Annotated in this window: 11 protein-coding genes; 8 read left to right on the forward strand and 3 right to left on the reverse strand. The window is 38.7% G+C overall.

From position 1 onward, the window contains the following. Positions 1–372: 372 nt before the first annotated feature. The 3 genes from ACZ45G_RS02315 (at position 373) to ACZ45G_RS02325 (ending at position 4,059) form a co-directional block, all read left to right on the forward strand. On the forward strand, positions 373–834 hold the full coding sequence (locus tag ACZ45G_RS02315) for an integrase core domain-containing protein (protein ID WP_464175040.1): 462 nt from the start codon (positions 373–375) through the stop codon (positions 832–834). 688 nt (positions 835–1,522) lie between these two features. Then, positions 1,523–1,978 (forward strand): hypothetical protein, encoded by a 456-nt coding sequence (locus ACZ45G_RS02320; RefSeq protein WP_464175042.1) that lies wholly within the window; start codon positions 1,523–1,525, stop codon positions 1,976–1,978. Positions 1,979–2,505: 527 nt separating this feature from the next. Next, the gene (locus ACZ45G_RS02325; RefSeq protein WP_464172902.1) at positions 2,506–4,059 is read left to right on the forward strand and encodes an IS1380 family transposase; all 1,554 of its coding nucleotides are present in this window, start codon (positions 2,506–2,508) and stop codon (positions 4,057–4,059) included. A 287-nt stretch (positions 4,060–4,346) separates the two neighbouring features. On the opposite strand, the gene ACZ45G_RS02330 is transcribed toward ACZ45G_RS02325, so the two are convergent. Together ACZ45G_RS02330 and ACZ45G_RS02335 are read right to left on the reverse strand one after the other, a co-directional pair. Continuing rightward, entirely contained in the window at positions 4,347–5,141 is a 795-nt protein-coding gene (locus tag ACZ45G_RS02330; RefSeq protein WP_464175043.1) for a DnaJ domain-containing protein, read from the reverse strand. A gap of 171 nt (positions 5,142–5,312) precedes the next feature. Beyond that, positions 5,313–5,597 carry an HU family DNA-binding protein gene (locus tag ACZ45G_RS02335; protein ID WP_464175044.1) on the reverse strand — a complete coding sequence of 95 codons (285 nt, stop codon included), beginning with the start codon at positions 5,595–5,597 and terminating at the stop codon, positions 5,313–5,315. Between the two features lie 505 nt (positions 5,598–6,102). Between ACZ45G_RS02335 and ACZ45G_RS02340 the strand changes: the two genes are divergently transcribed. The 3 genes from ACZ45G_RS02340 (at position 6,103) to ACZ45G_RS02350 (ending at position 11,112) form a co-directional block, all read left to right on the forward strand. Beyond that, positions 6,103–7,623 (forward strand): MarR family transcriptional regulator, encoded by a 1,521-nt coding sequence (locus ACZ45G_RS02340; protein ID WP_464175045.1) that lies wholly within the window; start codon positions 6,103–6,105, stop codon positions 7,621–7,623. 1,043 nt (positions 7,624–8,666) lie between these two features. Then, complete coding sequence (ltrA, locus tag ACZ45G_RS02345; RefSeq protein ID WP_464172888.1) at positions 8,667–9,908, forward strand: group II intron reverse transcriptase/maturase; 1,242 nt, start codon at positions 8,667–8,669, stop codon at positions 9,906–9,908. Between the two features lie 211 nt (positions 9,909–10,119). After that, positions 10,120–11,112: an alpha/beta fold hydrolase gene (locus ACZ45G_RS02350; RefSeq protein WP_464175046.1), complete on the forward strand. Its 993-nt coding sequence runs from the start codon at positions 10,120–10,122 to the stop codon at positions 11,110–11,112. A 704-nt stretch (positions 11,113–11,816) separates the two neighbouring features. Here ACZ45G_RS02350 and ACZ45G_RS02355 read toward each other — a convergent pair. After that, positions 11,817–12,863: an endonuclease/exonuclease/phosphatase family protein gene (locus tag ACZ45G_RS02355; protein ID WP_464175047.1), complete on the reverse strand. Its 1,047-nt coding sequence runs from the start codon at positions 12,861–12,863 to the stop codon at positions 11,817–11,819. A 482-nt stretch (positions 12,864–13,345) separates the two neighbouring features. On the opposite strand from ACZ45G_RS02355, the gene ACZ45G_RS02360 reads away from it, so the two are divergent. Then, positions 13,346–14,839 carry a HAMP domain-containing protein gene (locus ACZ45G_RS02360; protein WP_464175049.1) on the forward strand — a complete coding sequence of 498 codons (1,494 nt, stop codon included), beginning with the start codon at positions 13,346–13,348 and terminating at the stop codon, positions 14,837–14,839. Between the two features lie 14 nt (positions 14,840–14,853). Continuing rightward, positions 14,854–15,768, forward strand: a complete 915-nt coding sequence (locus ACZ45G_RS02365; RefSeq protein ID WP_464175050.1) for an HD-GYP domain-containing protein — start codon at positions 14,854–14,856, stop codon at positions 15,766–15,768. Positions 15,769–16,048: the final 280 nt, after the last annotated feature.

The following is a 16,048-nucleotide window of genomic DNA, read 5'->3' on the forward strand; positions in this document are numbered from 1 at the left end:
TCATTCCAATAAACGACCTAAAATCCGATTACGAGATCGATTATTTTGGTTTTTTTTATAACGGTATTGGAAAAATGCCGTTATCATTGTAAAACCTGAAACCGTAATCGGCTGGCATCGTAAAGGGTTCAAAATTTTCTGGACCCGGAAATTTCGAAAAAGAGGACACGGAAGACCTAAAATATCAATTGAAATCAGAAACCTTATTAAGACAATGGCCAACGAAAATCCAACATGGGGTGCACCGCGCATTCATGGAGAGTTGTTGACTCTGGGTATTGAAATTGATGAAACAACGGTCTCAAATTATTTGAAGCGTTCAGGACAGGAAAGCCTCCCTCCCAAACATGGCGAACATTTTTAGAAAACCATATGCATAATACCTTTGCTATAGATTCCTTCACTGTACCAACCGCCGAATGGACCGCACAACAGATTGTTGAAGCATGCCCATGGGATTCAGCACCGAAATATCTATTAAGAGACCGTGACGGAATTTATGGCAAGGTTTTTCAAAATCGAGTTCGAGGTATGGGAATAGAAGAAATAAAAATTGCAGCAAAAAGTCCATGGCAGAATCATTATTGCGAGCGAGTAATCGGGAGTATCAGGAATGATTGTGTTAACCATCTGATTGTTTTGAATGAAGATCATTTGAAGTGTGAGCTTTCCGAATATTTCAAATATTATCATGAGGATCGCACGCATCTTGGCCTGGATAAAAATTCACCATCAGGAAGGCCTGTCCAGGAAAAACCTGAAACTGGAAAGGTGATTACTTTGCCCCGTGTTGGTGGCCTTCATCATCGATATGAGTGGCGCAGAGCGGCATAAGAAAATTTTATTTACAGTATATCCAACTTGAGCTAATTTACAGATATTTGATTTTGACCAAAACTCAGCTTCATTTATTGATCACTTTTTCAAAGAGCAATATTTTTTTGGGAATTATCATGTCAAGTTTCTGAATTCCCTTGGAGTTGAGATTTGTGACCTGGTCTTGTTTCAAATTAAACTATAATTCTGTCCAGATTTAATTTTTTTGATGGACAGCGAATTTGACCCAGCGATTATCTATTACTACCGGTCAGAATGCTCGAATAGCAATTTGTGACAATGACTCTATGCTGATTACATTGAATACCTTTCCGAGTGTGGAATATATTCAGTACCAACCTGTAGGCCCCAGTATACTAAAATAGAACGAATTCGGCACTGATCAAAATTATTCAAATGTTTTCTATTTCCTTTAGATTTTAAAGTTTCCATATGCAGAAAACTTGAAGCGGCAAAAATGAAATCGGATAGATTTTACCTGATACTTGATGGCCTGGTACCCGTATTTCTGGGACTTAAAGAAAATTAAAGAGAATTCAGGGATTGGGAATTGTTGGTATTAAGCCATATAACAGCAACTTGGTGTTTTATTTTACAAATTCTTAATTCTCATGTAGTGTAAATCGTTTGTATCAAGAGGCCAACCCTTTAAAAATAAATACTAAAAATTTGGGGCCTAATTGTAATGACAAAAGAAATTTACGATTATGAAGTCAGGTGTAAGGCTTGTTATAAAAAATTCACAACTCAACTATTAGAAAGCCATGAGAAAAATTTATGGCTTGTGGACAAAAAAGACTGGTATTGCGAAACGTGCAAAACTGAGTATTTCGAAAAACAGGCATCCAAATTGGCAAAATCTCATGCCAAAATAGGCTTTCCTACACTCATTGGGACCCCAAAAACAGTTTCCTGGGCAGAAAAAATCAGGGCTGACCTGATCAACAAAGTAAATTTTTTGAAAAAAAGTCTTGTATTTAATGATGATGATAAAAAGAAAGAAACATCAGATCTGGCATTTGATTTGTTTTTACAGGAGTGGCAGGAAAAAACAGATGCCAAATGGTGGATAGATAATAGAAAAATAACTGTTCGGAATATCTCCGATAGAATTCAAAAATTATCAGGTTCTTTCGATTAAATAAAGAATTAGAAACTATCCTCCAGCCTTTACAGCTTTATACCCAAGCGTATTTACGCTTTGTTTTAAAGTGGTTTCCCGTGAATGGATGGCAATGCCCATCAGTGAATTTATCGGGCTTATTTGGAAAGAATTTGTTGTAATTCCCATGCCTCTCTGATAGCAATTTGGTATTGACTGGTAGATCAATTGAACGCCTTTCCCTGAATATTCATACTCAACAATAAGTATCCGAAACTGGAGTATTCGGAGCCTGAAATAGTTTAGAATACCAATTCAATTATGAATTCTGATGGTTACGTGACATAATCTTTTAAGGGGAGATTTCTCCTTGCCTTTTTCTTTAATCTTTAAAATTTTATTGACAGCGGTTTCTCTGTATTCTTATTAAAAATTAAATGGAATTCACTGGGAGGCATACCCCAATCCACCGCCTAAAAAAAGAAAAACCCCGTTGCGCTTGATGGATCAAGCCGATAGAGTGTTTGTGCGACCAAAAACCTATCATCAACGGGGTGAAACAGAGTATGACACAAGGCGTATTACCATTCAAGTACGAAGAAGAAAAATCAAATAGCGGGATGACAGCCCTGGCGGGGTTACCACTGTATCTCGACTTGGCTGAAGTGATTGGCTTGTCTAAATCCATTCAAAAGCACTTAAAGATAAGAACAGGCTCTCAAGGCTGGACAGACACTCAGGTTGTGCTGGCGATAGTATTGCTGAATTTGGCTGGCGGTGATTGTGTTGATGATTTAAAAATTCTGGAAGCTGATCAAGGATTTTGCGCAATACTGGACAAAACAGAAATACACGGGCTGAAACGTAAAGTGCGGAGGGCTTTGGAAAGACGGTGGCGCAAAGAGAAAAAACGCTCGGTGCCGTCACCCTCTGCGGTCTTCAGATATTTATCCAAATTTCATGATGCAAAACAGGAGGAACTTCGTTTGTCTTCAGATGTTAAAGCGTTTATCCCCAGACACAATGAACATCTGAAAGGGCTTCGGGAAATCAATAAAGATATGTGTGCTGGGTTGAACAAGGCAAAGCCTCAAACAACAGCGACCCTTGATATGGATGCGACTCTGGCCGAGACCATGAAAAAGGCTGCTCGCTATTGTTATAAAGGATTTAAATCCTATCAGCCGTTGAATGTTTGGTGGCATGAACAAGGCATTATTCTGCACACGGAATTTCGTGATGGCAATGTACCTGCCGGGTATGAACAACTCAAAATATTCAAGGAAGCTTTGGCCTGCCTCCCGGAAAATGTAAAAAAGGTAAAACTCAGATCAGACACGGCTGGATATCAGCATGAATTATTAAAGTACTGTGAAATAGGTGAAAACGAACGCTTCGGCAGGATAGAATTCGCAATCGGATGTAATGTAACTACAGCATTCAAAACAGCTGTGGTTCAAGTTCCGGATCTTGAATGGAGACCGATTCATAAAAACGAAAAGGGGGTCAAAATAAAAACCGGCAGTGAATGGGCAGAAGTGTGCTTTGTTCCCAATGAATTATGCCATAGTAAAGATACGCCTACATACCGGTATATTGCCAAACGGCAACGCCTTGAGGAGCAACCGCCTTTGCCGGGCATAGAAGGACCCAAACAGTTAGAGTTTCCTTTCCCTACAATGGAAATGCAAGAAAAAAAGTACAAGGTTTTCGGGGTCGTGACCAACATCAAATACACCGACATGAAAGGAGAAACCATAATTCACTGGCTTCATGAGCGATGTGGAAAAAGTGAAGAGATCCATGCCGTAATGAAAGATGATTTAGCCGGAGGAAAATTTCCATCTTCTGATTTCGGTGTAAATGCCGCCTGGTGGTGGATGATGATAATCTCCTTGAATTTGAACGCAATGATGAAAAACTTGGCCTTGGCTCCCATTATGGCAGTTAAACGAATGAAAGCCATCAGGTACTCCGTCATCAATATACCGGGCAGAGTGATTACCCATTCACGCCGTTTGATTCTGCGTTTATCTCAAGGCCATCCGGCATATGACCTTTTTGTTGAGGCACGCAGAAGAATAGCAAAACTCAATGGAGCTTGGGCTCCACCAGGATAAGGGCAGATGAAAAAAACATGTTAGAAATTATATTTTTATGGTTCGTCCAAGGGATAGCTGCGCCTAAAACTTGGTGACATCAGGCAGAGGGACCTTCAAAAAATACTCGCTCATCAAAATAACCAACGCCCCTAAAAAAAATCTCCCCGAATTGCCGATGGCATGGTGCACAAAAAAATAGGCGGTGGATTTGGGGCATAACAGTCTGATTGATCTCCCCTTCTGGATACTCCATAATAAGGGAATACTCCTATCTTTATTGTTTTTCGATTCTGGTAATCGCTGTCTCAAAATGGCAGAAATTTTTTAATTTTACTCACTATAGATGCATTCGTTTCTATTTTTAGATACAGGTCTCCTGGCCTCCCTCCCCCCTGATCTCTTGCCCCCATACCTTTCAAACGAATCTGTTGCCCATTACGGGTATTGGATGGGATAGTTATCACCAACTTCTTTGATTTCCATGTGTGGTAATACGCATAAGGCCCACCTTTTTCCGCCAAATCCTTATTAACTTTAATAGTATCATGGAGATCTTTCCCATGAAGCGGTATTTTGGACCTTGATAGATTCTGCAGCAATTTTTGGGCAACCCAACCCATTTTTCCGGGCAGCGAACTCTTTGATGGAGATTTGCCAAAATTCATGGTTCCAAAAAAGAATCCGCCTTTCATAGAAAAATTAGATCCTTTGAACTCAAATTTTTTACTTCCAGCACCATCAAATTGTTGAACAATATCGCCAAAATTTCTGAACCCAAAAGACTGAGCCAGCTCATCAAACACTTTTTGAATATCTGTTCCTTTAAAAATATCCTGGTCAGAATAACTTTGCCGAAACTGCGTATATGCATCAGCAGAACCATATTGATTCCGCAAAGAATCGTAATCCTGCCTTTTCTTTGAATCAGACAATACAGCATAAGCCTCATTTATCTGTTTCATCGTATCAAGGGCAGCAGGATCATCCATATTTCTATCCGGATGATATTTAACTGCCAGATCCCGATACGCTTTTTTTATCTGCGTCATATCGGCATCTTTTGAAACATTTAATATTTGATAATAATCCTGGGTTTCCATAGTTATTCTTTTGGGGATTCATCCTTTTAATGTAATACCACTTTTCTAATTGATCTGTTTTACAACTTCTGCCTCAGAATTATCTGAATGGATGGTCTCAGAAATCACCTTATTTGTAATGGCATATCTTCTACATGCTTTATTTACGAGGGACTTAATGGCCTACAAATATCAATTTGCCGGATAATCAACCCGTTCCTTCAGTTCTTTACCGCACTTAAAAAAGGGTAATTTCTTGGCAGGGATCTGAACCTTTTCCCCTGTTTTGGGGTTCCTTCCGGTATAGGGCTCGTAATCTTTAATAAAGAAGGAACACAGCCCCCTAATTTCAACTCTTTCACCATTAAGAAAGGCTTTGGCCATTTCTCCAAAAAATATTTCAATAACCTTGGAGGCTTCATCTCTGGTCAAGTGACCTTTCTCTTTAAGTTCCTGAATCAGTTCAAGTTTGTTCAATGTTTATTCCCTTAATCACAATATGGTTTGGCAAAGAATAACATTTACCTGCCTGGGCAAAATATTACAAGGTCAAATCTTTAATCCAAAGGTGATGCCGCAAAAGATGAAGGGCCCTACCTCAGAAAATTGATACCGAGGTTAAGCCACTTTTTTTATCATATCGAAGTATTTCTGCGGTCAAGGATTAGTATCCTAACCTGGACAAGCCAGAACCAAAAAGGTTTCATTTAATAATAAGCGAATGTATAATGAATATCCAATAAGAAGAATTTGGTCAAGACCCGTTCCGGTCTGATCACCTTGCAATCGTTGATTTGATCATTTTAACAAACTCTACCCTCATTTCATTTGAACAGCAAAACTCTCTCGCTTCGCTCCCTCAAACAGTTGCTGTTCTATCATTCCATTCGGCAAGAGTTTGTAAAAAATGATCAAAAATACGCTCTTTACAAGGCAATCAAACCTCCACTGGAAACCGTGCCTAATCCAAAGGAGGTCAAGTATGCTTTTTACAGAAAGATACTCCAAACAAATATCTGGTGTTTTACATTGTTACGATCGTGTCATTATTCAAGGTACTGTTCCCGGAATCTGTTACGCAAAAGGCATGACCAGTTATCTTTATTCAAATAAAGTTAGAATTTTTGATTACCCAAAATTTGCCGAACCTTTCAAAGAAGAACTCCGAAATAATGCTGAAAAAGTTGCTTTAAATAATGAAATCCAGATTCAATTTCTTCCAAAGAGAAAAATTCGGAAAGAAAAAATAATAAAAGATATCATCAAAAAAAGAGGTGATCATTCCGGTCTTGTTCATATTATTTCGGCCATGGAAGCATGTCCTTCCTACAAACCTTGGCACAATAAAAAAACTGGCAAAACATATCTGAAATCAATTTTGGGGAAATGTTTGCATTATTATTTTTATTTTATTGATGAGAATTTGGGCCTTTGTTATGTCAGGGTTCCTACATGGTGTCCGTTTCGATTACAAATTTATTTTAATGGCCATAATGTCCTTGATGCTGCTATGAAACGAAAAGGCATTCAAAGTGTAATAAGGGACAATGCAATCATGAAAACTGAATCCTTTGAAGCTGCTCAAGAAATCAGCGATGCTCTAAATATTGTTCAAATACATGAAAAGCTAAATGAACTTGCAAACCGTTATTGTCCGGTTATCAAACATTTTCCTATGGGTTATCATTGGAGCATCATGCAGGTTGAATATGCGACCGATATTATTTTCAAACGTCAAGAAGATTTGAAACTAATTTATGAAAATTTAACCCGTACTGCTATTCATTCAGTCAAACCTGAAAACATCGCTACTTTTCTTGGCCGAAAACTCGATCCACAATATCAGGATGAAATGGGCAATAATTTTTCTACAAGGATAGAGGGGACATGCATCAAATTTAGAATGGGGTCCACCTCAATAAAAATGTATGATAAACACGGTATCATTCTCAGGATAGAAACAACGACCAATGATGTCTCTTTTTTTAGGCACTACCGAAAGGTAGAACATCGAGATGGAACAAGCTCCATGAAACTTACAGGTATGAAAAAAGGACTATACAGTTTGGGGCCTTTAACCGGCATATTATTGAATGCAAACAAACGTTTTTTAAAATTCATTTCAGATATAGTTGATCCGAGTGTTGGTATAAAAAAACTTAAAAAAATCTCAGAGACCGTTGTTCAAAACAACCGGCCATTCAAGGGGTTTAACTTTTTCAACGAAGATGACATGAACGTATTGCAAACAATAATGTCCGGTGAGTTTACAATCAGTGGCTTCCAGAATAAAAATCTCCGTAGTAAGCTTAAAAACTACTCCAGCAGTCAAGTATCAAGAACCTTAAAAAGATTGCATACACACGGTATGATCAAAAAAGTTGCCCACACTTATAAATACTATTTGACTCGTTTTGGAAGCCAAGTAATTACCATGGGGATGAAAGTTAAAACAATGGTTATAATCCCTGAATTGTCAAAGGCTTATGAGCCATTTGCATAATTCTTTTGCCAAAAAAACACGAATATAAGAGATAAGAAACTAAGGTGGAGTATTCAAGAAGCAAAATTTTTATGGATACCAAAAATATACTTCACCGGAAAGAATTTGAAAATTGACCGATCAGTTTGATGATAAAGGATATCGGCAGAATTTTTCAGTTTTAACTGATATCTCCAATAAAGGTTATTTTGGTGGATAGTTTCTGAATAAATTATATTTTCACCAAAGTTGAATTGTTGAAATGACTTTACAGGCTTTAAACATGTTGATATGGGATTAGATATTTAATTTTTTAGTCACATATGCCCATCTTTTAAAGATATGCGGTTAATTATCCATATTTAGAGTGATATGCGGACAACCGCTCAACTCGGCATTAGCTCTTAAAAGGCCGAGGTAAAAACAATGTCCTTTTTATTAGTATACGGGGCGTCGCCTGCAGGGTCAATGATTCGGTAAAAGGATCTGAGTCGAGGCACCGTATGAGGGAAATCTTCACGTAGGGATCTGGTGTGCCACGAGAGCAAGTAGGTTTTGTTCGCAACTGTAAGAAAGATGGAGGTAGGCCCTCCGGCGACGACTTCCAGAAGTAGTCGCCAAACCGCCGTGAGCTGCGTTGATAAAGAGTCAAGGTGGTGAGCGTCACGGAAAAGGCAGGACAAGATCCTGTCAGGTATGAGATATGGAGATGAGCGCAAGCGAACCGCTGAAGACGTGTCGAAAGCGTGTATGGTGATATCAAAAATGGGGTTGCAGATCTGTTCCATGAGGAGTCCAAGGGGAATCTGGTTACTGCTTGGGTGATATCCGGCATAAAGGCGGCATGAACTTATCTTAGGCTTTCTTATGGAACGTGGGAACCTGTCGTTCCGATGTTAAGGGAGAAATCCAAGTGGAAGCCCCACAAGGATGAGAGTACCAATGCGGAGCACAGGGGCGGAGCAACTCGTAGTAGTGATGAAGGCACTGTAATGGGGCTGGAGCAAAGGGGTTGCGTCGTTCAACTTTTAACATAAGAACAACCCGAAAAGGGAAGGATTCTGTTGGAAAAAGTAAAGTCGTTTAATATCTCAAAACGTCAAGTTTGGGAAGCGTACAAATGCGTAAAAGCGAACCGTGGAGGTGCTGGGATAGATAATCAATCCATAGGTAATTTTGAAGAAGATATTTCCAATAACCTCTTCAAAATATGGAATCGGATGTCTTCCGGCAGTTATTTTCCTCCACCAGTTAAGCGTGTAGAGATACCAAAAGGGGATGGTCGAATGAGGCCCCTTGGTATACCGACTGTGGCAGATCGTGTTGCCCAAATGGTTGTGAAACAGTATCTTGAACCGCTACTGGAACCTCACTTTCACCCAGACTCGTATGGTTATAGGCCGAACAAGTCTGCATTGGATGCAGTGGGGCAAGCACGCAAAAGATGCTGGCGATATAATTGGGTATTAGATCTCGATGTCAAAGGATTTTTCGACAATATTAGTCATGAACTCCTGATGAGAGCATTAGTAAAGCATACCGACTGTCGCTGGATACTTCTGTATGTTGAACGGTGGCTTAAAGCCCCAGTTGCAATGTTGGACGGATCACTTGTTTACCCTGAAAAAGGAACTCCGCAAGGAGGAGTGGCTAGTCCTTTGTTGGCAAACTTATTTTTGCATTATGTGTTCGATAATTGGATGCAGCGGAAGTACTCTCATGTTCCCTTTGAGCGTTATGCCGATGATGCTGTTTGTCACTGCCGAACTGAATCTCAAGCCAACCAATTGAAGGCTGATTTGGAGGAACGGTTTGGTAATTGTGGATTGGAGCTTCACCCTGAAAAGACAAAAATAGTTTATTGCAAAGATGGGGATCGTAAAGGAGAATATCCTGTTATGAAATTTGATTTTTTGGGATATACATTTCGTTCCAGATTATCAAGGACTCGCAGGGGAAAATTCTTTGTAAGCTTCACGCCAGCGATAAGCAACAAGGCGGCAAAAGCAATCAGGCAGAAAGTACGTAGTTGGAACTGGCAGTTACGGCCAGGGGACACGCTTGAAGATTTGGCTCGAGAATGTAATTCGATAATTCGAGGCTGGATTAATTACTACGGGCGATTCAATCCTTCTGCAATGCTTGGGATTCTCGATCATATAAACTGGCGCTTGGTGCGTTGGGCAACCTGTAAATATAAGAAACTCAGGGGGCGTCAACGGAAGGCAACCAGATGGTTGAGGAAAATTGCTGAACATCAGCCGAATATTTTTGTCCATTGGAGTGTCTTGTATAAAAACGGCTGAGCGATAGGAGCCGTATGAGTCGAGAGATTCACGTACGGATCTGAGAGAGCCTGAGGGGGAAGTTCCCTTGGGCTACTCAACTGGGGGGGGGCACCGATCAACCGGTGGTTCTTCCCGAAACCACATTGTACCGGTGATGTTATTAGGAAAAATTAAGTGAAAAACTGCACACCAGCAAACTTAAAAAATTTGAAAAAAGGAGGAAGTTAATATGAAAAAGTATTTTTATTTTTTATTTTTTATTTTTGCCGTAACTTTACAGGCATTTGCTGAGAACCCCATTAAGTATAATAAAGAGTTAGATGGGTTTAAGTACCCATTTGAAGTCAACACATACAAGTTTAATTCTCAAAATCAAGATTTAAAAATGCGATATATGGATATTGGAGATAAGGATGCGCAAAAAGTAATTGTCTTATTGCATGGCAAAAATTTTTCAGGCTACTATTGGGAAAAAGTTGCAAAAGATCTTGTAAAGAGAAAATACAGAGTGGTGATACCGGATCAAATTGGTTTTGGGAAATCCTCAAAGCCCGATTCATACCAATATAGCTTTGGGCAGCTGGCGTTAAATACTAAATCCATGCTGGATAATTTAAATATTAAAAAATTTGATCTTGTCGGTCACTCAATGGGGGGAATGTTGGCTACTACCTTTGCTGTTAATTATCCTAAATTTATTAATAAACTTATTCTGATCAACCCTATTGGTTTAGAAGACTACGGAAAGTATGTAGAATTCAAAGATGTCAATTTCTTCTATAAAAGAGAACTTGCTAAAACATTGGATAAAGCTAGAAATTATCAAAAAAAGAATTATTATGATGGAAAATGGTCAAGTGAATACGAGGAGCTTTTAATTCCTTTAAAAGGAATGCTTGCAGGAGAAGATTGGAAAATTGTTGCTTGGAATAATGCATTAACTTATGGCCCTATTTTCTCAGAAAATATAATAGGCAGGTTCTCACAAATTACGAGTAAAACTTTTTTAATCATTGGTACCAGAGATAAAACTGGCCCCGGTAGAGGTTGGTTAAAAGAAGGTGTAAAGAGAAAATTAGGTGAATATAAAGAACTCGGAAAAAGAGCTAAAGATATGGTTAAAGGTTCAGTGCTTATTGAGTTGGATGGACTCGGTCATATGCCCCAGTATGAAAACTATGATGTTTTTATCGAAGCTTTCTATAAAGTAATTGGTGACTAATAAAAAAAAGTAGGTGTATAATTCAAAGTGTCAACGTATGAGAATAAATTAAAACACATAACCACACAATCGTATCTGATGTGAAGGGTCTGCGGCCTTTCTCGCTTACAGAGTTTGATGTCCCCGCGGCTTTTTCGGACACCAGGTTTCCCTTCACTCAGTACATTGTCACGTTCAACTTTATTCACTGACAAGTTTCATTTAGAACATTTTTTCACAGTGTCCAATATATCAAAAACACAGCAGCCAGATATCTATCCGCTCTCCTGGTTGAATAGTTCAGGGGAAATTTACATTGAAACCATAACCTTTGTGACATCAAGAAAAATAAAAAAGCAGAACCACTGGTATCCATCTCTTTTATAATTTCAGCCTGCACTGGAGTTTTCTGGAGTAAGTTTTCCGAGGCTCGGACTAAATTTGTTATCCGATAATAGTTGATTTGAACCTCGAACTAAACCTCGAACTAAATTGTTTTTTTAATCGCTCATACAGGGTTCACAGTGCGCACTTCACTGCGCACTAAATTATTGTTCGGATAGGCTGATGCTAAGGAACGACAAAGACAAGGTGGCCACAAAAAAGCTGGCCTGACACAAAGGCGGGGCAAAAAAACCCCAGAGTAAAAAATCTTATAAATGATACTATCGTCAGTGCCCGATCAAAAACCGCCAATTTTCCCGGTTTTTGATCGGGGCTCAAATTTATTTTAAGCTGATTTCCAATTGCACTGGGTTATGATCTGAATGCTGAAAATCAAGATAAATACCCTGGACCTTTTTGACGTCAATATTGGGGGAGACCAGAAAAAAATCAATCACCGTTGTCAGGGTTGTTTTTTGATCATAGGGGGCGACAAGCCTTCTATTGGTTGGCGTTGTGCTGTCATAGGCCCAGTTCCATTGGGGAAGAAACGTTTTTTCAATGTCCATGCGGTTTTCATTGTCCATGAGATTTTGTTTGAACCCAGGATTAAAGTCTGGCGGGCACTGGTTCCAGTCGCCGCCCACGATCACATAATTGCCCTTTTCATATTCCTGGGTTAAAAAACTCTCAAGATAGGCCATCTGGTTGCTTCTAAGTGTTCCATCGTCATAGGCAGAGTTGTGGGTATTGATGACCAATAGCTGTTTGCCTGTATCAAGTGTGTATCGGGATACAAGAAAGCACCGGTCCAGCATGAACAAACCCATGGGCCATTTATAATTGCCGGGAAAAGAATGCCGGGTCACTAAAGAGGGCTCAAACCGGGCCAGGGTATGAAGGCCGGACAAAACAGAGCCCAGGGGATTTAAAGGGGGAATAGGCACAAAAAAGACATCATAATTTTTTCCAAAGCTTGAATGGAATCCGGGAAATATTCCGGCGATTTTTGAATATTCATCCATGGCATAACTTCGCCTGGATTTTTGATCCACTTCCTGGAACAAGAAAAAATCAATGTCCTTTTGGCTGGCAATAAAGGCTTCAATGACAGATAGATTTTTCGTCACAATCTTTTTGACCGGTCTCACCTGTTTTCCGCCATCATAGAAAAAATCCATGTCCGCGCTTAAGCCGCCATACCCCAGGTTCCAGATTAAAAGCTTAAAATCTTTTTTGTCTGAAATGGCCCTGGCATCCTGTTTTTCAAACACAGGGGTGGTTGGATCAGGCCGATAGTCTGAAAGGGTGGCATACCCGACAAGCCCGAAAAATCCCAAGACTGCAACAAAAACGAGCCCGAAGATGATCTTGATTATTTTTTTCATGTCAGAAAGCATAGGATATTCATTTATCAGAGTCAATATTCAAATTAATTTATGCAATGAAATCCTTTGAATTTCAGACTTGCTTCCCTGGGGAGGTTGTTCAAATATGCCTGATTTATTTTCCGGGGTATATACCAAAATCTACTCTAATAAAATTTAATGGGAAACTGGTTCATTTGGCCCTGCCGTTTCTCATATAGATTGATTTCACATCAAAGCCAGAAAGATTTGTCTATACCATATCTGGTATTTTGGGGAATTGAAAAAAGCCCGGACTGGTGGATGAAGCGCTCGGTGATTTGTTGAATTTGACTCCTGACGCATAATACCATGATTGTTCGGTTTTGATTTACTAAATCTTTGGCCGAGTATTGCCTTTTTAGGTAGATTTGCATATTATAACAGTACTGTTAAAGCGTGGTGTTTTCGTACAGGGTTCAGGCGACTAAAAGCCAACACAAAAAACTACGAGCAACAAAAGCATGGGTGGAGAAACAGGCAACAATACTGATTTCAAGCAAATAAAAACTATTCTTTCTGCCTCCTTGGTGGCAATTATCGTTTTATATCTATTTTCTTCTTTCCCGGGTTTATATAGATCTCTTGACGGTTTACAGAGTGCAAAACGCGTATCATTTCTTAACGATGTTAGCGATTATCTTTTTATAGCAGTCGGAAATTATGGCTTTGAGAGGGGACGGGTTAACGTTGTGCTCAATGATACAGGTCCTGTTGAAAAGATGGAGGCTAACAGGACGTTTATTATAAAACGTCGTAATGAAGGTGATGGTTCCTTATCAAAAGCTCTCAAAAGCCTTTCAGAAATAGATCTGCCAGGTTTAGAGAAAAAGGTTCGTCAAGTAAAAACAATACAAGACCAAATCAATAAACTGAGACAAAGAACGAATAAAGACTTGGTGGTACCTCAAAGCAGCAGAAAACAGGGCCTTGCGGCAATCTGGTTTGCTGCAATGACCAAATACATCGAGAGCATTGAAACACTTCTCGTGACCATTTCGATAGATATCAGTGATGCGGATGGAGTTATAAGTAGATTCTCTTCGCTAAAACATGAAGTATTAGCTTTAAGAAATACAGCTGGTCCAGAAATGTCGATCCTTTCTGCGACCATACTTTCACAAAAACCTATTAAAGGGGAATTAATTGAAAAGATAGAAAAGCTTCATATCAATACTCTTCAACATTTTCAGAACATAGCGGCTATATGCCAGGGCTTTTCAAAATCTGATATTCCAAATGCGCTCAATGAATTAAAACAGAGTTATTTTTCCAACTACCTTCCATATAGAAACGAAATATTTCCTCTTGCTAAAACAGGCGGTCCCTATCCGTACTCCCAGGCGGAATTTCTTAGTCACGGTGTGAAAGCTCTTAAAGAAATTGCCCGTTTCATGAATGTTGTCATTTTAGAAACGAAATCTTATTCTGTTTACAATCTCAATGAAAACTGGAGACAACTGATCTTTCAGAGTGTTAGCAGTGCTGGTTCATTGTTAGTCGTGTTTTTGATAATGTTTTATATCAACTCGAAGGTCATTTCGCCAATTGGACGTTTAACATCTATTCTAAGGAAACTTGGGGAAAAACAGCTGGTTTTAAATGTGCCTTTCTTGAAAAAAGAAAATGAAATAGGAAAAATGGCGAAAGCACTGGAAATATTTCGACAAACATCTATTGAGCTTGATGATGACAATCGCCTGCTAAAAATTGCCGAAGCCGAGAAAGAAAAGCTTATTTCTGAGCTCCAGAAAGCGTTAAAAGAAGTTAAAACTTTAAGCGGGCTCCTTCCTATCTGCTCTCATTGTAAAAAAATCAGGGATGATAAAGGATATTGGAACACAATAGAAAGTTATATCCACGAACATTCCGAGGCAGAATTTAGCCATAGCATCTGCCAGGAGTGTGCAAAAAAATATTACCCAGACATTGATATTTATAGTGAAAATGAAAATTAATTATTATTGAAGCGATGAAAGAATTAATACCCATAAAAAAATCTCATATAATGCTTTATAACGATTTTTCTTTATACTATATTTCAAAGGATGGGGAGCCGCTTCTTTATAAAGCAACTGATAAAAAATTAGATCGAGAGATGTTGGAGAAAAACCAGTACCCACAGTTTTTTATTAGCAAAGATGATGAAGCATCAATCCTTAAAAAATTGCAATCGGTTTTAAACATAAAACTGGCAAAAGCGATAAGCTCAAAGGGGGTGAAGGCTATCAAACAAGGTCTTTGCCAAATTGTTGAAGAAGCATTACAAGGCCCGCTTGAAATAAGCCTTTTTTCTTTGCCTGAAACGATAGAGATTCTATTTTATGGCGTAAAAAAAAACTCAGATCTATTACATGCCATTGCGGCAATGAATAGTAATAGCACCAAAATAATTGAACACTCTGTGAATGTATTAGCCCTTACCTCCCAATATTGTTTTTTTAAAAAATATTCTGATGATGAAATCAAGAGATTTGCTCTTTGTGCTCTTTTGCATGATATAGGCACATCCCACATTGATAAAAATATTATTGAAACCGATGAAAAACTTACTGATAAAGAATATGCCATACTCAAAACTCATACAATTAAAGGCTATAGAGATATGAGATTGTATCCTTCTTTTGATAAATCGATTTCTTTAACCATCCTTGAGCATCATGAACTACTTGACGGCAGTGGATATCCAAATGGTATAAAAAATATTTCATTTGAGGCACAGGTTATTGGTCTGATAGATAGCTATGAACCATTAAAATATCGGAATAAAAAATTTAGAGCAGTATTAGAGCCATATGATGCATTGCAAATTATTAAAACCGATGTCCTACAGGGAAAGTATAATAAACAAGTATTTGTTGATCTGTGCTCATGTTTGATCAAATAAGGTTCCACCTTCAGCATTACCGAGAGCAGTTATATTGTCTGGTACTCTATTTATGGGGTAAGACCCTTTATTTAAGGGGCGTTTAATTGATTTTGAAGTGTCTATATATGCCCGATCAGTGACAATATGTATTCATAGGGTTAAGGCCAGATAAATTTGGGCACCCCAACATATGGGATATAGGGCTTTTTCAGCCTTGAGATTTTCATTAAATTATATAAGCCATGGGCTCCATCCCCGGCCATTCTCCCAAAGTGGTTTTTTTAATATATAGATCATA

The organism is Desulfoconvexum algidum (assembly GCF_055382125.1).